Below are 24,546 nucleotides of genomic sequence, written 5' to 3'. Positions count from 1 at the left end.
GTGAAGACATGGCGGTCTCCGTTGTCCCCGTAGTTCAATGGATAGAACGAGGGTTTCCTAAACTCTAGATACAGGTTCGATTCCTGTCGGGGATACGAGGTGGTTAAATGATGAGGCAGATGGGGCTCGAAATGAGCTGTTAATTTACCATAACTGCTGCGCTTTCTGGATTTTGCGCAAGAGAATGTTTCTCATTTAAGGTCAATACCTTAAGATTTGAGACTGATCTTTTGTCTGTGGAACTCTAAAACTTAGATTGTTGAAAATCAGCGGTTTAAGTTTTTTGCGAAAGAATAAAAATAAATTGGCTGGTAAGGGAACATTGTGTTTTGATACAAAGAATACCTTTAGATGCCACCAACCACGGACTGCCGCCAAAATAAAGAATGTATTAGCCGCGCCTCTTGCGAAGAGGCTGCGGGCTGATGCATCGACGCATTTGTGAACGCAGACACGGGAGCACAACCTTTTCCTTATCGCTTATGAAGACATTACGCCACCACCGCCAATTCCTGGGATGGTTCATGATTTGCCTGATGGCAACCTGGCTGCCTGGACCTCTTGCTGTGAATGCGGCAACTCTTTACTGGGACAGTGATGCCACGGCCATCAACAATGTCGTCACAGGCGGTGGCCTCGGTGGTGTGGGCACCTGGAGCAATGGCAGCGGTGCGAACTGGTGGAATGGCAACGGACTGCTGCAGACGTCGCTCTCGACATGGAACAACACGAACAATGACCTTGCTGTGTTTACGGGCACTGCGGGTTCTGTTTACCTGGGGTCTGGGATCACGGTGGGCGGGCTGCAGTTTAACACGACGAACTACGCGCTGGGTGCTGCTGGAAACACGAGCGTGCTGACCTTTGGTGCGACGAACAACAACATCATCCTGAACAACGTCGCGGCGGCGACAATCAACGGTTCGCTGGCGGGCAATAATGTGACGCTGTCTGGCGGAGTGTTTGGCGGTGCGACGGCGGGTGTGCTGACGCTTTCGGGGACGGCGGCGAGCCTGACGGGATGGAGCGGGACGACGACGATCAACAACGGGATGACGATGTCGCTGACGCAGAACAGCCGTGCGCTGCTGAGCACCTCGGCGATCACGCTGAACGGGGGCACGATTTTGCTGACGAACACGACGAACACGGAGGCTGGCCTGGACCGTGTGAGAAACGGAGCGGCGATCACTTCCAACGGCGGGACGATTCAGGTGACGGACACTGCGGCGGCGGTGACGGCGGGTTCGGAGACGTTTGGTGCGGTCACGCTGAACTCGGGCCGTCTGAACATCTTTGGCACGAATGCGGTGTCGAGCGGTACGCAGGCGATCATCCTGAGCGGACTGACGCAGACAGGGACTGCCACGGTGACGATCTCGGCTGGTGGCAACCCGAACACGACGACGAACCGGATCAACAACAGCGCGTTTGGTGCGGCGACGACGGCGGGGCAGATCATCGGGCCATGGCTGACGACGGGGTCGGGGCTGGCCACGAACAATGACTACGGGGTGTATGATGCCTCGGGGAACATTTTGCAGGCGAACATTGCCGCCTCGGCTGAGACGACGTGGACGAATGCTGCGAACAGCTACACTTTGAACGCGGCGACGACGCTGACTGGGACACGCAACATGACGGGCCTGCGCTACACGGGTGCCGCGGCGACGCTGACTCTGGCGACTGGTGCGAACCTGGGCACGAACGGAATTCTCAACGGCGGCACGGGTGTGCTGACGATTGCGGGCGGTACGGGCGGTGTGGTGACGCTGCCGAGCGCGGTTTCGGGGAACCTGTACGTTTCTGCGAGCAACGGGCAGGGGATCACGATCAATGCCGCCATCACTGACAACGACGTGGGTGTGCTGACCTTTGTGAACTCCGGCACGAACACGACGACGCTGGGTGGCACGAACACGTACACGGGCGGCACGGTGATCAACGCGGGCACCCTGAGCATCGCAACCACGGCGAACCTGGGGGATCTGAACGGGGACATCTATTTCAACAATGCGGGGAACACGGGCGGGGTGCTGAGCATCACGGGGGCCTCGCAGCTTCTGGACACGGGACGCGACATCTTCTTTAACAACGGGTCCCTGGGAACGATCAACACGACGAATGCCTCGGTGACGACGATCAACGGGATTCTTTCGGGTACGGGCGGGCTGATCGCGACGCCGGTGGCTGGCGGTGTGCTGCTGCTGAACGGCCAGAACACCTACACGGGGCCGACGCTGGTGAACACGGGAACGCTGCGTGCGGGGCTGGCTTCGGATGTGGGATATGGTGCGTTTGGCAACAACTCGGCGGTGACGCTGGCGAACACGTCATCTGTCTTCCTGGATCTGAACGGGTTTAACAACAGCATCGGGTCGCTCTCCGGTGGTGGCACGGGCGGTGGTGCGGTGCTGCTGGGGACGAATGCGCTGACGGTGGGCAGCAACAATGAGAACACGACTTTTGCCGGTACGCTGGTGGGTGTGGGCGGCGGCATCGTGAACAAGGTGGGGACCGGCATTCTGACGCTGACCTCCTCCCGTGCGGTGACGACCACTGCGGCGTCGACGGCCTCCACGACACTGACGGTGCCAACGGCTGGCCTGCAGGTGGGGATGGTGGTCGCAGGGGCCAACATTCCGGAAGGGACGGTGATTTCCGGCATCACCAACGGCACCACGCTGGTGCTTTCGAATGCGGTGACCGTGGCCAATGGTGCGCCGATCACCTTTGGGGGCAATCCTTTCTCTGACAGCCTGAATCTGAACGGAGGGCTGGTGAATTTCACCAACGCGGTGATGCTCGGGACTGGAGCGATCAATTTCAATGGAGGCGGGCTGCAGTGGAACCCGAACACGACGCTGTTTGGAAGCATCGACCCCTCCACGCAGCAGATGACATTCAACAGCACTGCAGTGTTTGACACGAACAACAACCAGGTGGTGCTGGCAAACTCTGTGGGCAATTCCGGTGCGGGCGGGCTGAGCAAGGCCGGCAACGGCACGCTCTTCCTGCAAGGTGCCAACACCTACCAGGGCAACACGATGATCCAGGCGGGCTCGATCAGCGCGCAGAACGACCAGGCTCTGGGCGGCGGGCTGCTGACAACGATCACGGTGCAGACAGGTGCTGCGCTGCTGCTCAACGGGCAGCTTACCGGTGCGGTCAGCACGGGCGGTGTGGGACTGGGCGGCTCGCTGGTGCTGAATGGCAACGGTGCAGCGGCCGGTCAAAACGGCGCGCTGGTGAACAGCTATGGCAACAACACCTTTGGCGGGGCGATCATCCTGGGGAGCTCGGCAACCATCGCGATCGATGCAGGCTCTCTGGCGATCGGCAGCGGCACTGCAGTGTCGGGAACGGGCACACTGACTCTGGCGGGTGTTGGCAATGGCACCCTGGATGATGATCTCCAACACAATGGCGGACTGAACATCACCGGCAGAGGTACCTGGAGGCTCTCGGGTGCCGGTGGATCCTACACGGGTGCCACCAGCATCACTGGCAGCACGGTGAACATCGTCGGAGGCGCACTGGGTGCAACGTCCGGGACCACCCTGAGCGGAGCAACGCTGAACCTGATGTATGGTACGCAGAACCTGGGCACTCTGAGCATCGCTGCCAACACGAACAATTCTTTGATTGCCAGCTCTGGCACGCTGACCGTGGGCAGCACGATCAACCGTGGTGCGGGCGGCACAGTGGCGTTTGACACCTCAGGCGGCGGTGTGGTCGCGACGACGGCGACGAGCGGGCTTCTGGGCTACGCGACGATCAACGACGGCACGGCGACCGGGGTGGCGATGACGAGTGGCACGCAGATTGTGCGCTACACGGGGGCCGGGGCGACTGTGCTGGCCAACAACAGCAACAATGCCAGCGTTGATTACACGACCAACGGCATGGCCAGCAATCCGCTGCTGTGGAGCAACGGCATCACGGCACGTTCTGTCAATTCTCTGACGATGGACACTTCCGGCGGTGCGCAGACGGTGGACATGGGGGCTGCCGGCAATGTGCTGACAGTCTCCAGCGGAGTGGTGCAGTTCACGGGCTCCAGCAACGGAACGCTGACCGGCGGCCAGGTGGGGGCAAACAACTCGGAAGTTTTTGTGCACCAGTACGGCACCGGAGTTTTCAGCATCAACAGCACGATCAGCGGCGGCACGGGCAGCCTGATCAAATTTGGTGACGGCACGCTGCAGGTGTCCGGCGGGGTTTCCACAGCTCCGGCGATCATGAACGGCACGACGACGGTCAAGGTGGCGAACACGACGGGACTGGCCGTGGGCCAGGCGGTTACGGGCTATGGCATTCCTGCTGGCACGACGATCGCCAGCATTGGTGCAGGCAGTGTGACGCTGTCCCAGGCCGCGACGCAGACGACCTCCATTTTCCTGGCGATTGGCAGCGGCGCAACCGCAGTCAACACCACGGGCACCCTGAGCGACACTGCCACGGTCAATGTCAGCAGCACGGCCGGGCTTAGTGTCGGGCAGGCCGTGACGGGATACGGAGTCGCACCAGGGACCACGATTGCGAGCATCGGATCTGGCACGATCACGCTTTCGCAGGCGGTGACCCTGCCGACATCCTCCACCCTTACGTTTGGCACGGGCAGCACCTACACGGGCGTGACTCTGATCAACGGGGGCACCCTGCAGGCTGGAGCATCCAGCCAGTTCGCCGTTGGCTCTGTGACCAACGGAATGGCGGCTGCGCAGACAACGCTGGGCGGCCCGCTGGGAATCGGATCGGCGGTGACGCTGGCCAATGTGGCCGGAGCAGCGCTGGATGTGAACGGCTACACGGTGGCGATCGGTTCGCTGTCAGGCGGCGGTGCGCTGGGCGGAAATGTGCTGCTCAGCAACGGCGGGACGCTGCAGATCGGTGGCATCAACTACCTCAACAACACTTCGGCGATTGGAACGCGCACGAGCTTTGGCGGCCAGATTTCCGGCTCTGGCAACCTGACGCTGGTGGGTGGCGGAGTGCTCAGCCTGACCAACAGCGGCAACAATTTCACCGGGCAGGTGAACATCAACATCGGAACTTTGATCGTCACGGACCAAGGGCAGCTTGGGGCTGGGACGTCTCCGATTTTCGTGAACGGCGTCAACAGTTCTGTGGGCCTGCCGAGCGGCACGCTTGTGATCCAGGGTGGCGGCGGTGCCACGGGGATGACCTTCAGCCGCGATCTGGTTCTTTCCGGCCGTGGCAACAACAACTTTAACAGCGTGGCGCTGCTGAACATCGGCAACAACACGTACACAGGTGTCATCGGCACCTCGTCGAACACGGAAAACCGAGTGGGTGCCGCTTTTGGCACCATGAGGCTGTCGAGCTCTGCCGTGCTGGCAGTGGGTACCGGCAACCAAGGCTTTTACTTCACCGGCGGCCCAGGCAACATCATCATCGACGGGCTTGTCATTGGCGGTGCCAGCGGAGCCTCCGGCATCAACAAATCATCAATCAGCGGCTTCAACAACACGCTGGTGCTGACCAACGTCAACAACAGCTACATCGGGGATTTCCGAGCTGACTCGGGCTCCATCCGTATCAGTGATCCGCGGCAGCTGGGTCTTGGCACGTCAGCCAGTGTCATCCGTGGCACCACCGGCATCTGGGAGTTCCGCACGGACAGCCCAGCTGGCTTTGCCTCGAAAAATGTGAGCTTGTCGGACAATACCAGCGGCAACCTGACTTTGTTCCTTGACCGTTCGATCGGGGGAACGGGACTGAACCAGATGGTGGCCTTCGGCACTTTGTCGGGCGTTCCCGGGGCTGCTGCGAATGAGGGCCTGGTGATCACCGGACGCGATGGCTATTCGGCAAGCTTCAGCAATTACAATCCTCTTGGCAACAGCGCCCAGATCGCGAGCCTCAGCCTTACCAACAACGGCAGCGGTTCCGTGACCTTCAATGGCGACATGTGGAAGACGACTGAAAACGCCGGGTTGCGCACCCTGACGCTGGCGGCCAGCGGTGAGATGGTGATCACAGGAAGCATCATCAATGCGGCAAGCCGCGGCCACCTTGTGGTGAAGTCTGGCAGTGGTACGGCCAGCGTGCTGGGCTCGGCGTCGACCTACGGTGGCACGACCAGTGTCAACGGCGGTACTTTGATCATCAACAGCGTCGGCGGTCTGAACAACAACGTGAGCGGTGCGGGCGCCTTTGCAGGCATGGTCAGCCTTGGCTCGACCACGACTGCCGGCACCCTGAACTACACGGGGGCGGGAGAGACTGCGGGCAAGGTCTTCAACCTTGCCGGAACGACGGGCGTCAATGCGGTGCTGCTGTCGAACGCGACGGGAGCGACGGGACTGGTGCTGAGCAGCAACATTGCGACGACCGGAGCGGGAGCCAAGACGTTTGCCCTGGGCGGAGACAGCCTGTCCACGACCATCAACGAAATCCGTGGTGTCATCCAGGACAACGGTGGTGCGACCTCGCTGCTGAAGATTGGCACGGGCACCTGGAGATATGATCCTACTGTGGGCAACTATGCGGCTGCCTCCAGCGGCATCACCGTCACCACGGGAGCAGCGAACCTGAACCAGCTGGTGCTGAGCTCTGTCGCGGGTCTGGTTCTGGGACAAGCCATCACGGCGACGCCCACCAACGGTCCTGCTGTGGGCTCAGTGATCACCGCGATCGATCCGACCACCAACACGGTGACGATGAGCGCTAACACGGGTGGCACCGCGATTACCGGCGGATCTGCGATCACCTTTGGTGCGATCGGCACAGGATTCACGGGAGGCGTCACCGTCGCAGGTGGCAAGATTCAGTTCAGCCCGACGGTGGCCACGGGAACGGGCTCGGACCTGCTGAACAACAGCACGGGCTCGGTGACGTTCAATGTGGACTCCGTGCGTGGCAACGGGTATGCGGGCGGTACTTTTGAATACCGAGGCTTCACCACTGGCAGCTCAGAGTCTGCAGGAAGCCTTATCGCGACAGCGGGTGCGGGTACGGTGCTGGTCACTGCGGGTTCCTCGGGTGCGACGGCGCTCACTTTCTCCAGCCTGGGAACGGTGGCTGCGGGGACGGGCCTCAACTTCCTCACGGACACCACTGCAGGTGGTACGGCCTCGATCACGCTCACTGGTGCTGCCAATGTGAACGGCATCCTGAATGCGCACCTTTATTTCAGAGGAGCGGACTTTGCCGCAGGCAGCACGGTGGGTGCGGCCACCTACACCACATTTGCCGGTGGCACTGCGCTGACTGGCGGCAATACGACACCCTACCTGCTCACAGGAAATGTGACGGGTCAGACCACGGCGAGTATCAACGGCGGCATCAAGGTGGCGAGCGGGCCTCGCCTGCTGACCCTTGCGTCCGGCCAGACACTCACGCTGCAGAACGGGGCTGGTGTCGCGGGTGGCATTCTTGTCACGGGGGGGAATTCCCTCACGATCTCCGGTGGCACGGGGATCACCTCAGGCGGTGCGGCGGATCTGGTCTTCCGCACTGATACAGCGAGCGACACCATCACGCTTTCCACGGCGATGCTGGTGGGAACCACCGGCGGCTTCACCAAGAATGGTGCGGGTACCCTGATCCTGAATGCTGTGAACGCAGAGGCGGCAGCCACCATTTTCCTCAACGAAGGCACGCTGAAGCTGCAGGGTGCCACCACGACGCTGGGTGCGAACAACATGAACCTGACCATGCGCCAGGGCACCACGTTTGATGTGAATGGTGTCAACGTCAGCTCGACGGCATTCAGCGGCACCAACACGCAGAACCTGAACGCGCTGAGCGGAACGGGGGTCATCACCAACACCGCTGCCAACACCACTTCCACCCTCACGATTGGGAACGGAAACACTGCGAGTGTGTTTACGGGGATCATTCAGGATGACACCGCCACGCCTCTGCCTGGACAAACGGCGGGCCAGATCTCCATCCTCAAGACGGGAACGGCGGCGCTGTCGCTCTCCGGCCTGAACACCTTCTCGGGCAAGGTGCAGATCAACTCCGGAACGCTGGTGGTGAACAGCCTTGCGAACATTGGCTCTGCGAGCAGCATCGGTGTGGGCAACTCCAGCGGAGCCGACCAGGCGCAGAAGGATGCGAACAATGCCGCGAGCCTGGTGTTTAACGGCGGCACCCTGCAGTACACCGGCTCGACCGCGAACGGCATTTTCCAGACTACGGCAACACCGTCTGTTTCCATCAACCGGCTCTTCACTCTGGCAGGCAACGGCACGATTGATTCCTCCGGAAGCTTTGGCAACAACATCGTCACTGCAGCCGGCGGGGGCAACAGCGCAGCTCTTATTTTCAACAACACCGCCGACCTGGTGTTCAGCGGCTCTGGCGCGCGGCTACTGACGCTGACAGGGAACTCGATCGGTGACAACGAGATCGACCTGCACCTGATTGACAATCCGAATGGCGGAGCGCTTTCGATCACCAAGGCCGGAGCGAGCCTGTGGATTTTGGGCAACAGCAACAACACCTACACAGGACCGACCACCATCACCGGTGGTCAGCTGCGCGCGCAGGACGGCGCCGGCCTGTCTGCAGGTTCCAACCTGCGTCTTGCCGGTGGTGTGCTGGAAAGCTCAGGCACGTTTACGCGCAGCATCGGAACCGGTGCAGGGCAGGTGGCCTGGACGGATGCTGCCGGTACGGCCATCAGCCAGAACGGTGGTTTTGCGGCCAGCACAGGCAAGCTGACGGTGAACTTTGGCGGGAGCAATGCGATGCAGACCTGGGGGCTTGGCGGCATCGGCAATGGCACGGGAACCCTGATCCTGAGCTCCACGACGGCGCTGTATGACACGGAGGTGACCAATGCGATCAATCTCAATGGAGCGGTGCGGACTGTGCAGGTGGATGACAACACGAGCACGTTCATGGATTACGCCACCCTTTCGGGTGTTTTGAGCGGTGTTGCGGGAAGCGGCCTTATCAAAACAGGGGCAGGGCTGCTCTACCTGACCGGAGCGAACACGTACAGCGGCAACACCACCCTGTCTGCGGGCGGTCTGGCTGTGACTTCGATTGGCGGCGGGTCTGTGAACACGAGCGCCTTTGGTGATGGCTCGGGGCAGCTGAACCTGAACGGCGGGACGCTGCTGTATGCCGGCGCCGGAGAAACTGCGCAGCGCCAGATCAACCTGAATGCCTCGACCACGATCAGCTCCAGCGGCAGCGGGGCGCTGATTCTGACCAATGTGATCAATGCTGCGGCTGGAAACAAGACCCTGAACCTGATCGGCTACAGCAACGATGCGAACACCATCACCTCCGTGCTCGCCGACAACGGTGGCGCGCTGCGCATTCTGAAAAATGAGGGCGGCACTTGGGAACTGACTGGCAGCAACACCTTCACCGGTGGTGTGCGTGTGGACGCCGGCTACCTTGGGATTGGAAGCAACAACAGCATCGGTGCCACAGGGACCACCAATCTGGTGGCCAATGCGGTTTCCAACACAGCAACGATCACACTTTCTTCCGGCACGACGGCCGGGCTGGTGGTGGGCATGAACATCAACGGCAACGGGATCTCCTACGGTGACACGATTGCCAGCATTGTGGACTCCACGACGTTCACGATCTCCGCAGCGCGCACCGTGGTGGCTGGCAGCCCGCTGATCATCGGCGGCCTGCTGATTTCCAACGCAGGCATCTACGCCACGGATCCGGCCGGATTGACACTTACGCAGCCCGTTGTCATGAACCCGAACACGACGGCGCAGTTCATGGGCAATGCCCCGATCACGCTGAATGGCGGGATCTACATGGTGTCTGGCAATCCATGGAACATCAGCAATGCGGTTGCCGGTGGCCTGACCATCAACGGGAACATCACCAGCCTTGAAAGCGGTACTGCACGTGCGCTGAGTTTTGTCGGCACGGGCAATACGAACCTGAATGCTGTGATCGGCTCTGTGGGCAATGCGTCTGCAGCGGTCAGCGTGGTGTATAACACCATGGGAACAGTGACGATCGGCGGTGCGAGCGCAGCGGGGGCTGGCTACGTGGGAGGAACCACGATCAACCAAGGAACGATCATCGTGAACAAAGCGGGCAACCTCAATCCGTTTGGCACGGCCAACGTCCTCGCGTTTGCGGGCGGCACCCTGCAGTCCAACGTGGCTCTGACAGGAGCCAATGCGCTGGTGACGCCGCTGCAGGTGACGAATGCCTACGGGGTGATTTCCGGAACGAACTCGATCGAATTTGCAGGCAATGCCACGCAGGGCTACTCCCTGCAGAACAACGGTGGCAACCGCCTGATCACGAACAATCTCAGCGGTGGTGCGGTGCTGACCTTCAGCACGCAGCCGGTGAACCTGACCAATGACACCACCGGCCGCACGCTGACCATCGCCGGCTCTGGGAACACGAACATCTCCAGTGTCATCCAAAACGGTGGCACAGGGGCGAGCGGCTTTACGTATGCAGGCACGGGGACGGTGAATCTGACCGCTGTGAACACAGCGACTGCGGCACTGACGGTGAGCAGTGGTGTGGTAAGCCTGAACGGTGCCAACGGTGCGTGGTCAGCGGGTACGGTGGCCATCAATCCGACAGGCATTCTGCGCCTGGATAACAGCACCAACAACAACGGCAACCGTTTGTTTGACACCGGTGCGATCACCATCGCCGGCGGCAGGCTGGACTTCATCGGCAACAGTGCGGGCTCCACGGAAACCCTGGGTGCGCTGACCCTCAACACGGTGGACTCCGTGATCACGATGTCCGGCAGCGGCTCGAACACGCTGACCTTTGCGTCTGTGAACTTTGCGAACACCGGATCCTCGCTGGACCTGACCGGAATCACAGGGCTGGGCAGCACGAACAAGATCCTCTTTACGACAGCTCCGACGCCGGTGCCCGCAACTACGGGCATCCTGCAGCGTGTGTACCTGAACGGGGGCAATGATTTTGCCACCTACAACAACGACGGTGTGACTGCGAACAGCAACGGCATCCAGGCCATGAGTGCAGCCGGGTATGTGACCACGAACGACCTGAACGGTGCTGCGGCCACGGCCACGATGAACCTGACGGCGAATCCAGCGGCGCTGACGGCCGCCAAGACGCTCAATGCGCTGAAGATCAACGGCAACAATCTGACGGTGGGCTCCAACAATGGATTCGTCATGACGCTGACAGCGGCGGCCATTCTGAACACGGGGGGCAACAACACCCTGGCCCAGACCAACACGGCCTTCGCGGGGAACACCGCCTACTTCCTGGTCAACACAGGAACGACGCTGAATGTGACTGGCGCGATCACCGGCACGAACGGCATGGCTCTGGTGGCGGGGGGGACGCTGAGGCTTTCGACACCGACCTTCATCACCAGCACGACTAACATTTTGAACGGCACCATGGTGATGGCGGGCGGACTGAACTCGCTGTATCCGAACCAGCTTCTGAACCTGGATGTGGGCGGGGTGCTGGACCTCAACGGGAACACGCAGTATGTGGGGCAGTTCCAGTCGGCAGGTGTGGTGCCCAACAGCGGCGGCATCGTGACCTCCAGCAATGGAACAGGCACGTTCATCACGAACATGAATGCCGGCGGCACCACGTTTGCAGGGCAGATCACGGGCGCGGTGAACTTTGTTCGTCTGGGCGGCAACACGCTGACGCTGGAAAGTGCGCAGACCTACACCGGGGTGACCAACCTGATGGGCGGCACTTTGCTGCTGCAGGACGGTGCAACGATCCTCAACACATCGGCGATCAATCTCAATTACGCCACGCTGACGATGGACAACAATACGAGCTTCGCGACGGACAACACGAACCGGCTGAGCGACACAGCGCCGATCACGATGCGTGGCGGTGTGCTGAACTATAACGGACGCGCGAACTCCTTCAGCAGTGAAACCGTGGGTGATGTGACTGCGGCGCAGGGGGCGAACCAGATCACGGCAAGCGTGCAAACTGTCGGCAGTTACGCCAATTCTCAGCTGACACTCTCCAGCCTGACGCGCAACACGGGCACCACCGTGAACTTCACCAGCAACAACGGCACGCTGGGCTCCGAGGGAACGAACCCACGGATCGTGGTGACAGGCGGAATGACGAATGGCAGCAACGGGGCGCTGGGTGCCTGGGCAATCGCGAACAGCACGGATTATGCGGCCTACAATGCGGCGCAAGGTGTGGGTGCCCTGGGCACGGCGGGCTATGCGGGGTATGATGCCGCGTTTGCTTCCGGCAACATCACACTGCTGCAGGGGCCTGGCAACACGCTGACGAGCTCCGGGTCTTACAACACGACGCTCTCCGCCCCGATCACCTACACCTCCATGCTGCGTTTTGGCGGCACCTCCGACGCGAACGTGCTCTTCAGCGCGGATGGCAATGTGCTGAATCTTGAGGCAGGCGGCCTTCTGCGCAGCAACCAGACCGCAGGCTCCACCATCGGCAGCGCTGCCTTCCGCGGCGTGCTGACTGCCGGCGGCACAGCGACCAGCGGCACCAACGAGCTGGTGATTTACAACGCCTCCACCGGCACCACGGCCGCAACAGGCGCCGCGACTGCGGCAACCGTGGCCGGTTCCAATGTGGTCAGCATGGTTTCCACCGCGAACCTCTCTGCCGGGATGCTGCTGACGGGCCCTGGCATACCTGTGGGCACCGTGATCGCCTCTGTGGACAGCGGCACGCAGATCACGCTGAGCAACAACGCGACCGCCACCAACAACGGCGGCACCTACACGGGAACTGCCAACTTGATGATCAATTCGGTGATCGCCAACAGCGGCTTTGGCTCCTCGAAAGTGGCGCTGGTGAAATCGGGCGGCGGCCTTCTGACTCTGACGGGTGCCAACACCTACACTGGCGGAACGACGGTGAACCAGGGAACTCTGGCGCTGAACGGTGCGGCATCTACGGTGGTCATTCCTGCGGGCGGGCTGACCCTCAACGGCGGTGTCGTCAACCTGCTGATCAACGGCGGTCAGATCGATGCCTCGAATGTGGTGACGCTGAATGGCAGCTCAACGCTGAACCTGGTGGGCGCGAACACGCTGGACAGCCTGGTCTTCAACAACAACGGCGGCACGACGAACCCCACGGTGAACACGCTGGGCGAACTGAGGCTGACGGGTGCGAACGCCATCAGCGTCACGTCGAGCAATGCGCTGACGATTGCGACGATCGCCGGCGGCAGCCTGAACCTGGGAAGCGGAACAACGACGATCAGCGTCGGCGCACCCACGGCCGTCGGGCAGGTGTACACGACGATCAATCCTGCGCTCATCATCGCCTCTGTGATGACCGGGACCGGCACGATCAACAAGACGGGAGCAGGGCTGCTGCAACTGAGCGGGCTGAGCTCCATCAGCGGCGGCTTGAACGTGAACGAGGGCGGGCTGTTTGTGGGGATCGCCAACGGCGGTGTGCTGAACTCGACGGTGAATCTGGCCGGAGGCACGATCATTGACCTCAACGGCCTGAGCGGAATCGTGGGCGGGCTTTCGGGATCCGGCACTATCACGAACAGTTCGGTGGCCGGCACCGCGGGCACGCTGGTCGTGGGATACAACAATGCGAACACGGTCTTCTCCGGCAGCTTCAGCCGGCCACGCCTGGACTTCCCGGCGATGGTGAACCTGACCAAAATGGGCACTGGCGTGCTTAATCTGACGGGGGTGTCGACCTCCCAGGGCGCGATGATCATCAACAATGGCACCGTGCTTTACAGCGGGAATGCGGCGAGCGATTTTGCCACACAGACGGTGAACAACACGGGTGTGCTGACCCTGGACAACAGCGGCACGAACGTGAACAACCGCCTTGGCGGTGTGACGTCTCCGGCGAATGCGACGCTGACCCTCGGTGGCGGTTCCTTTAACGTGACCGGCAACTCCGGAGCTGCGACGACGGAGTCGATGGGAACGTTCAGCCTTGCGGTGGGGGGCAGCAAGATCACGCTGACGCCGAATGCGGCACAGAGCCTGACGATCAATGTCGGGGCCTTCAGTCCGCTGACGGTCACGGCGGGTGCATCGCTGCTGCTGCGTGGCACCAACCTCGGCGGGACCGTGGGCACGGCGAATACGGCCAACTTTGTGGCGGTGACGACTGTCCCCACACAGATTGGCGGAGCCGGGGCCGTCGGAACCACGACGATGTCCATCCGGCCAGACATTCTGGTGGACACCTCAGCCACAGGGAATGGGACATCATTTGCGACCTACGTGGGAGCGGCAGGTGCGGCCAACGTGGCCGGTGGCAACGGGTTCCGTGCGCTGGCTGCGGCTGAATACGCGCCATTCCTGAGCTCCAGCGCGACAGGCAACGACCTGCTGGCGATCGGCACCTTCGGCGGTGTGTTTGCCACGGGCACAACGATCAACAGCCTGACGATGACCGCCAATGCGGGCACGCGTGCGGCGGGGCCGCTGCCTCTGGTGAACACGCTGACCATCACCAGCGGCGGTATTCTGGTGCAGTCTGGCAGCAGCGTGATGAGCGGTGGGTTGATCGCCGCGCCCTCGACATCGCTGTTTCTCTGGACCCCGGGAGCGAGCACCTCGCTGACGCTTAACGCTGCGATCACCGGCTCAGGTGGCATCACCAAGGACGGTGCAGGTACGGTGACTTTTGGCACACGCCAGCTGTTCACAGGAACGACGAACATCAACGGTGGCACGGCAGTGCTGAGCGGTGGCGCCAACACGCTCTTTGTCACCGGCCTCGGTGTCGGCAACGCCCTGAACGTGAACAACGGTACGCTGGACCTGAACGGCAACAATCAGCTGGTGGCTGCGCTGGCAAGCTCCAACACGACGCTGGCGAACACGGGAGGAACGATCACCAACCTTTCCGCAACGACAGCGACACTGACCGCGACTGGCACGGGCACGTTTGCGGGAGTGATCGCAGGCAACCTGAATTTCACGCGTTCGAGCAACACAACGACGACCCTGCTGAGCAATAACACCTACACGGGCGCGACGATCATCCGCGGTGGTGTTTTGAATCTGCAGCAGTATGGCCAGCTCTCGGGCACGAGCTCTGTGTCCAACTACTTCGGCACGCTGAACCTTGACAGCACCAACGCTCCGGCGGTGGACATCAACCGCCTGAATGCGGCGACTCCGATCACGCTGCAGGGTGGTACGCTTGCTTTCCTCGGCTTCAACGGCGGCACTTCGACGCAGAATGTGGGTGCTGTGACGATTCTTTCCGGCGCGTCGGTCATCAACGCCTCCCGCAGCTCGGTGAACACCAGCTCCAACGCGGTGCTCACCCTGGCAAGCCTGACGGTGAGCGATCTGACCGCCACGACGGTGAACTTCACAAGCGCCGGCACGCTGGGACAGACAGCGGTGGGCAACAGCCAGATCATCATCACCAACGCGCCTACCCTGAGCAACAACCTCATCGGCGGCTGGGCGATCGTGAATGGAACCGACTTTGCGAGCTACCTGGCACCCGGCAGCGCCCAGGGCGGTGTGGGTGCGCTCGGCAGCACAGGCTATGCAGCTTACTCCTCTGCCGCACTGACCGCAGGTGGTGCGACTGACAACATCACCGTGGGTGCCAGCGTGGCAGGCGTGACCGCACGCATGATCAACTCGCTGCGTGTGAGCGCTGCCTCGACCATCCAGATGAGCACGCTTTCGGACACGCTGACGATCGCCTCCGGCGGCCTGCTCCTCAACGGTGCTGCCAGCGTGCTGGCTGGCGGCCGTCTCACCGCCGGTGCGGCGCCTAACACTCCTGCCACGCTGTATGCCTACACGAACAACACGGCAACGATCTTCACCCCGATCACCGACAACGGCACGGGTTCGGTTTCCCTGGTGAAGTCCGGCGGCAACACGCTGACGCTGACGCCAGCCAACTCCATGGCCGCGACCACTGCAGCTGGCAGCAACGTGGTGACCGTGACCAGCACGGCAGGTCTCGTGGTCGGTCAGGCGATCACTGGCAATGCCAGCATCCCGACCGGAGCGACGATCACCAGCATCACCGGTCCGACCACCTTCACCATTTCGACATCCACAGGAGTGACTGCGGGAAGCAATCTGCGCACCGACTTCAATCCTGTGCCGATCGCGGCGACGAGCACCGTTTACGGCTCTCCGGTCATCACCGTGGCGAGCACGAACGGGCTTGCCGTGGGCATGGCAGTCAGCGGCGTGGGCGCACCGGTCGCTCTGGCGGGTGTCGCAACGACCAGCGGCAGCAACAGTGTGACCATCACTGCGAACACTGCTCTGTATGTGGGCATGGCTGTGACCGGGCCTGGCATCCCGCTGGGAGCCACGGTGACGGGCATCACAAGCAGCACGCAATTTACGATCAGCGCCAATGCGACCCAGACCATCTCGGGCGGCACCTTGACGGCGAATTCGGTCATCCCAGCGGGGGCGGTGATCACGGCCATCAACGGCAACAACGTGACCTTGTCTCTCAGCGCGACGGCCAGCGGGACCTCGGTGCCGCTGACGTTTGGTGCTCCGGTGCTTGCCGCGACTGCGAACGGCAGCAACGTTGTCTCCGTGGCAAACAACGCGAACCTGGTGGTCGGACAGACCGTCACGGGTACGGGGGTGCCTGCCGGAACGACTGTTACCGGCATCTCGGGTAACAACATCACCCTTTCCAACAATGTGGCGGCCGGTTCCGTGGCCCTTACCTTCTCGACCGTTCAGTCCAACACCTACACGGGTCCGACCGTTGTGAACCAGTCCACGCTGACGCTTGCCGGCCAGGCTGGCTCGATCGTCATTCCTGGCGACCTGACGCTGAACAACGCCAACGTGACGATGACGCTGAATGCAGGGCAGATCGCAGCGGCGTCAAACATCGCCATCAACAGCGGCAGCACGCTGACCTACATTGGCAACAACGCGCTCAACGGCACGCTGTCCTTCAACAATCCAGGCGGCACCGCCGCTCCGACGCTCGCCGTTGGGTTTGGTGTGCTCACGCTGGGCAACAACATCACGGCCAGCAATGACAGCTTCACTCTTCCAGCCGTCCTTTCCGCGACTGGTGCGGCAGGTACGGCTGCAGCGCCGACCACGGGTGTCGTCAATCTGGGCGGTTCGGCACGAACCATCACGACCACGGGGCTGGCGCTTGTCAGCCTCGACATCACGGCCGCGCTGCAAGGCAGCGGATCCAGTGGCGTCACCAAGGCTGGCAATGGCGGGCTGCGACTGTCGTCTGCCGGCAACAGCTACGCAGGTGCGACGACGCTGAACGCGGGAACGCTGTTCCTGGGAGCCTCGAACGTTCTTCCAGACTTCTCCACCTTCAGCATGGTGGCGGGCTCCACCCTGGACCTGAACGGATTCAGCGACGCGATCAGCCAGCTCAGCGGAGCCGGCATCATCACGAACAACAGCGGCACCAGCGGCACGCTCACGGTCGGCCTGAACAACTCCGACACGACCTTTGCGGGCCAGTTCCTTGCCTACAATGCGGCGACACTCGCCGCGCTCAACGTGACGAAGGTGGGAAGCGGCAACCTGACGCTCACCGGTGCAGGCAGCACGGCGACCGGAACGCTGACGGTGAATGGCGGAACGGTGACCCTGTCAGGCAACGGACAGACCGCCTTTGGAACTTATGCGGTGAACAACACGGGGCTGCTGGTCCTGGACAACTCGACCACCGCTGTGAACAACCGCCTTGGCGGGCCGAATGCCACCGCTGCCGGCAACAGCCGCAACCTGACTGTGGCAGGTGGTGAAGTGAAGATCATTGGCGCGGCTTCCGGCTCTTACGAGTCGGTGGGCACGCTCAACAACGGGGCTGGAGCCAATACTCTGACGCTGGTGGCTGGCAGTGGCTCCACGGTGCTGAACCTGGCCTCCACGCCTGCGCTGGGCGGTGGAACGAGCTGGCTGATCCGTGGCGACAATCTCGGCTCTGCACCTGGTGCCGGAGTGGCCAATGTCTTCAGCTCAAGCGTCGCCATGAGCGGCGGTGGTGCGGTGATGGGGCTGGCGAATGTCAGCGTGCGCATTGACACGATCGGTGACAACTCCTCCGCCGGCAGCGGGCAGGGGTTTGTGACCTACACGCCTGGCGTCGGCTACCGTCTGCTCAATGCGAGCGAGATGATCGGATCGATCGCAGGAATCAACGCTACGAACGCCAACCTCACACTGAGCGGCGGCCAGACCTTCACGACCAACACGGTGAACGTGGCCTCGCTGCTGAGCGGCGGCGGGCTGACAGGATTCAACACGGGAAGCATCCTGAACCTGGGCGGCATCGCCCTGCTGGCCAAGACAGGCAACACCGGCCTCAATGGCGGTCAGATCTCCAGCGGTGGCTCCACATTCTGGCTGCACGCTCTGGGAGACATCGCGGTGAACAGCTACATCCTCAACACGGCGGCCAATGGTTTCACCAAGGACGGCCTGGGCAACGCCACCTTCTCCAAGGGGCTTTTCACCACCGGCACCGTCACGGTCAACGCCGGCACGCTGACTTTGAACGCGGCTGCGGACAACACCATCGCGGTCAATGCAACAGCCACGGCTGTCGGTACGCAGTCGCTCACGCTGAACAGCGCCACGGTGAATCTCAATGGCCGTAATCAGGCGGTGGGAGCACTCGGCAGCACCAACATCCTGCCTGGCACCGGTGGAACCATCACCAGTGCAACGGCGGCAGTGCTGACCTCGACCGGTGGAGGCAACTTTGGCGGAGTCATCGACGGTTCACTGGCCTTCACGCGTTCTGGCAACAACACCACCCTGCTGACCGCTGCGCAGACCTACACTGGTGAGACGATCATCCGTGGCGGCACCTTGCAGCTGAGAGACAACGCCAGCCTGAGCAGCACAGCAGGGCTGAAGATCTACTACGGTGCGCTGAACATGGACAACAGCAACCTCACCATTTACGCCAACTCGAACCGGGTGGCTGACAGCAATGCCGTCACTCTGCGCGGTGCCACACTGACACTGACCGGTGCACCGGGGCTGGCTACGACTGAGACGCTGGGAACGGTCACGCTTGAGAGCGGAGCAGCAGCAGGCGGTGCGAATATCATCACCTCCACTGCCGGAAACGCAGGCACAGCCGTTCTTACGATCGGCAACCTTCTCCGCAGTGGCGTTGGTGCCACGGTGAACTTCACCGGTACCAACCTTGGGCAGGCTGGAAGCGGCAATTCCCAGATTCTGCTGACTCAGATCAACGGCAGCGCTCCAACGCTCACCAATGACATCATCGGTGGCTGGGCCACGGTGAACGGCACCGACTTTGCCACCTACATGACCAACACCAGCACGCAGGGTGGTGTTGGAGCCCTGGGCAGCCTGAACTACGGGTTCTATTCGGGCGCAGCCCTGACAGCGGGACTGGCCACGGACAACATCACCGTTGGAGCGAACGTTTCTGGCGTTACGGCAAGGACCATCAACTCACTCCGTGTGAGTGCGGCTGCGACGATTACGCTGACTGGTGCGCTGAATGTAGCAACGGGCGGCATCATCCTGAACGGCGCGGCCAGTGTGATTACGGGCAGCACGCTCACCTCCGGCGTTTCTGAGCTCTATGTGCACACGAACAACACGGCCACCATTTCCAGCCAGATCATTGGAACGGGAATGGCGCTGGTGAAATCCGGTACGAGCACCCTCACGCTCGCAAGCACGGTGGCCAACACCTACACCGGTGGCACCATCGTGAACCAGGGCACGCTGACCCTGGGTGGTGCTGCTGCGCTTGCCCAGATCCCTGGCAACCTGACGATCAACAATGCGACGGTGACGATGGCCACGAATGCAGGCCAGATCGCCAGCGCCGGCAACATCGTCATCAACGGCGGCGGTATTCTCAACTACATCGGAAACAACACGCTGACCGGCACCATCACCTTCAACAACAGCGGCGGTACGGTGGCTCCGGCCATCAATGCCACGGGCAACGCCGTCAGCTCCACAACGGTGCTGGGCAGCAACACGGTCACAGTGGCACCGGCAGGCCTTGCAGTCGGCATGCTGGTCACGGGTCTGGGGATCCCTGCTGGCACCACGATCACCGCCGTGGGCGGTTCCACAGTGACACTGTCCAACAATGCGACGGTTTCCGGCACCAACACGCTCAACTACGGCGGCCTGACCCTGGGAGCTGGCAGCAGCATCACCTCGGTGAATGACAGCCTCAGCTTCACGCCGACGATCTCGGGCGGCATCGACCTCGCCGGTGGCTCACGCACGATCACGACCTCCGGTCTGTCTCCAAATGACCTTGTCATTTCCGGCATTGTTCAGAACGGCTCTTTGGTGAAGGCTGGCAGCGGCTCCCTGTCCTTCAGCGGTGCGCTCAGCACCTTCACCGGCGGCATCACGCTGGGTGCGGGCTCACTGATCGCCGGCGCCTCTGACACAGTTTCATCAGGCATTGTGATGGGCGGTGCGTTTGGCCTCGGCACCATCAGCCTGACGGCGGATGGCGTGAAACTTATCGGCACCGGTACGACGATTTACAACGCCATCACGGTTTCCAACAGCAGCAACACGCTGATCTTTGGCGGTGTCGTTTCGAACAATCTTGCCTTGAACGGGCTGGTCACCTTTGGCGGAGGCACCCGGACGATCACGGTGGAAAGTCCGGTGGTGGTCGGCACTCTGGGGGCGGCTTACACCGGTTCATTCGCCTTCACCAAAAACGGAGCTGGCATTCTCTCCCTGTCCAACATTGCGAACAACTACACGGGCATCACGACCATCAGCGATGGCACCCTGCGTGCAGGTGCGACGAACGGCCTGTCCCGCAATTCGCAGATCAGCCTCGCGACGGCAGGCACGCTGGACATCAACGGTGTGAACGTTGTCACGGGTTCGATCACGGGCACGGGGCTGGTGACCAACAACGCTGGCGCATCGACCCTGAGCACAGGCTTTGACAATTCGAACTTCACCTTCTCGGGCATCTTTGGCTCCGCCACCCAGGTGAGCACGGCGTTCAATCTGAACAAGATCGGCACCGGCAACATGACGATCGACAGCGCGGCCGGAAACTACTCGATCACGACCGGAACTCTGACAGTCTCCCAGGGTGCGGTGAACCTGAGCGGCGCTGCGGGCAGCACGAAGTTTGGCACTTACACCCTGCTGACCGGGGGCACACTGACGCTGGACAACAGCGGAGCCAACCTGAGCAACCGTCTGGGCGGCACTGACTTTGGAGTCGGCGTGCTCAGCCGGACCGTCAATGTCAGCGGCGGGCGCCTGAACATCATTGGCAGCTCGAGCTCCAGCAGCTCTGAAAGCATCAACGTCGGCACGGTGGGAACGCTGCAGGCGGCGAACGGATACAGCATCATCACCCTGACCGCCGGCGCGGGCCAGTCGCTCTCCTTCACGGCAGGCACCTTTGGCAGCATCACGGGTGGTGCCACGATGCTGATCCGCGGGACGGGCTTGGGCACTGCTCAACCAGCCAACGTGGCGAACCTTTTTGTCAGAACCTTTGGCAATACTTTCGGCGGTGGCACAGGAGATGGGTCCAACACGATCAGCATCCGTCCGGATGTGCTGGTCGACTCGAGCGTCAGCGGTCTGGGCCAGGGCTTTGCCACCTACTCCGCGGCAGGAGGCTTCCGTGCGCTAACGGCAGCGGAACTTGCGCCAGGACTGTTCCGTGCGGTGAGCACGAACTCCAACGTGGCGATGACTTCTTCGCAGAAATTTGGAACGCTGACAGTGAACAGCCTGACGCTGAACACCGGAGCAGCGCTGAGCGGGATCAACAATGCTGCGGTGCTGACGGTAGGCAGCGGTGGCGTGCTGGTCTTTGATGCCAGCGGCGGTTTCAGCAACGGCATCGTGCAGGCTGGTGGCAACCAGTTCATCGTGCACCAGATGGACACGGTGAACACGCTGAATTTCAACAGCTACATGCAGGGCAGCAACGGCTTCATCAAGAGCGGAGCCGGGACGATGAGCATCAACAAGCAGCAGTACTGGACAGGTGGCAGCCAGACGACGATCAACGATGGCACTCTGATCCTGAACAGCGGTGCGGACAACACCCTCACGGTGCTGCCGACGGCGACGACGCCAACGCTCCTCTCTGTGCGCGTGAACGGCGGCAAGCTGGACATCAACGGCAAAAACCAGGCGGTGGGCAGGATCGACAGCGTCTCTTCGCTGGCGGACACTGCAGGTGAGGTGACGAACAGCAGCCTGACCGTGGCGACCCTCACGGCCACCTATGACGCCAACGCCACCTTTGCGGGCAAGATCACTGGCAACCTGAACTTCACCCGTGCTGGCAACAATACGACCACGCTCACCAGCACGAGCACCTACACGGGCGCGACAGTGGTGCGCAACGGCACGCTGCTGCTGCGTGACAAAGGCCGCCTGTCCGGCACCACCGGTGTCACGGTGAACTTTGGCGGACTGACCCTGGATGACACGGGGCTTTACACGACGGCAGACCTTCCGGGCCAGCGCGTAACGGCAGCCATCTCCCTGCAGGGCTCGACGCTGACCTATCTTGGCGCCCAGAGCAGCGCGACCGTGGGAGCGGTGACGATCCAGTCCGGCGCAAGCACGGTGACCGTGACGCCTGCGTCCAACTCCGTGGCGGCGTCCACGCTGACGCTGGCAAGCCTCACCCGCAATGCTGGCGGCACCCTCAACTTTACGGGCACCAATCCGGGATTGGGCGGCACGAACAACAGCCAGATCATCATCACTGCAGCACCGACTCTTGCGAATGGCATCATCGGTGGCTGGGCCGTGGTGAACGGCACAGACTTTGCCGGATACATCACACCAAGCGGAACAGCAGGCGGTGTGGGCGCGCTGGGGACCCTTGGCTATCCGCTCTACTCCACCAATGCACTGACCGCCGGCACGAGCACGGACAACATCACTGTCTCCGCAAACGTTTCGGGCGTGACCACACGTACGATCAACTCACTCCGCGTGAGCGCAGCGGCCACGATCACTGAAACTGCGGCCAACGTGCTGACGATCGCCACGGGTGGTGTGATTCTGAACGGTAACGCCAGCGTGATCACCGGAGGCGACATCACCTCTGGCGTCTCGGAACTGTTTGTCTATACCAACAACACGGCGACGATCAGCAGCCGCATCACGGGAACGGGCGTGTCTCTGGTGAAATCCGGAACCAGCACTCTGACGCTGGCAGGAACAGTCGCCAACACCTACACGGGTACGACCATCGTGAACCAGGGGTTCTTGAGCCTGGGCGGTGCGGCAAGCATTGCACAGGTGCCGGGCGACCTGGTGATCAACAACGCCACGGTGACCATGGTGACGAACCAAGGGCAGATTGCAGCAACGTCCAACGTCACGATGAACGGCGGCGGAACGCTGACCATGGTCGGGACGAACACGCTGGCCAGCCTCACCTTTAACAACACTGGCGGCCAGGCCACGCCGACGGTTGCCGCCGCGACCTCACTGACGCTGTCTGCGGCGAATGCGATCACCGTGGTGAATGACACCTATGCCTTCACGCCAACCATCTCCGGCACGGCGCTGGCCTTCAGCAATGCGGCACCTGTGATCAATGTTTCCGGTCAGTCTGCGGACGGCCTGATCATCACCGCGCCGATCACGAGCGCGGGCGGAGCCATCACGAAGTCTGGCAGCGGCGCGCTGGTGCTGAATGCGGCCAACACCTTCACCAATGGCATCAATCTGACGGCTGGTTCAATCGTCATCGGCAACGCAGCGGGCCTCGGCACAGGAACGCTGACCATCACCGACGGTGCCAAAATCCTTGCAGGTGGCGGTGCCATCACCATCACCAATGCCATCACGGCGAACACGAAGCTGATCTTTGGCGTCACTGCGCAGAACCTGACCCTGAACGGTGCTGTGACCTTCGGCACGGCGACGCCTACGATCACTGTGGAAAACCCCTTCCAGGGCAACACAGCCGTGGCCTCCACGATCAGCCAGGCCTTTGGCGGCACCACGATCACGGGCTTTGTGAAAGACGGGGCAGGAGTGCTGGTCATGAATGCAGCCTCGAACGCACGCCTGACTGGCAGCATCACCGTCAATGACGGTGCGCTGAACGTGGGTGCGCAGTATGCGCTGGGCGGCTCGCTCTACACTGCGGGAGCCACGGTGACCCTGAATGGCGGCACCTATAACAATGCGATCACGAATGTCTTTGTGCAGAACGCCGTCAATCTGAGCGGCAGCGGCATCCTTGGAGCGACAGCGAGCGGAACCGCGATCGGTGCGGTGACCATGGGCAGCGGGGCCAACACGCTGGGTGTGCAGGGCGGACAGACCTCCACGGTGTTTGGGGCGCTGGCGGCGAATGCGTCTACGGCCACGACGATCTTCACGGCAAATCAGCTGAATGTCCTCGGGGCGTTCAGCGGCACGACATCATCGATCACCAAGACCGGCACCGCGACCCTGCTGCTGGGAGGCTCGTCCTCCTACACCGGCGGCATCACGATCGACCAGGGCACGCTGGAAGCGCGCATCGGCGCTCAGGCGCTGACCACCGGCAGCGTGGTCGTGAATCCTGGAGCAGTGCTTCGCGTGACCAACGCAGCCAATCTGGGGACCGCCTCCT

1 protein-coding gene and 1 tRNA gene (1 of these 2 only partly in view) are annotated in these 24,546 nt (G+C 61.9%); both read left to right on the top strand.

Features of this window, described 5'->3' with window-relative positions:
* Positions 1-23: 23 nt before the first annotated feature.
* Positions 24-95: transfer RNA gene (locus tag ACZ5WW_RS09880), tRNA-Arg, on the top strand.
* A 441-nt stretch (positions 96-536) separates the two neighbouring features.
* A protein-coding gene (locus tag ACZ5WW_RS09875; RefSeq protein ID WP_377164662.1) for an autotransporter-associated beta strand repeat-containing protein crosses the window boundary here: on the top strand, positions 537-24,546 show its 5' portion. 18,866 nt of this gene lie beyond the right edge of the window; the window shows 24,010 of its 42,876 coding nt (coding positions 1-24,010); its start codon is at positions 537-539; its stop codon lies off the right edge, out of view.

It is taken from the genome of Prosthecobacter fluviatilis (genome assembly GCF_055388355.1).
This window is presented reverse-complemented; position numbering and strand designations above follow the sequence as displayed.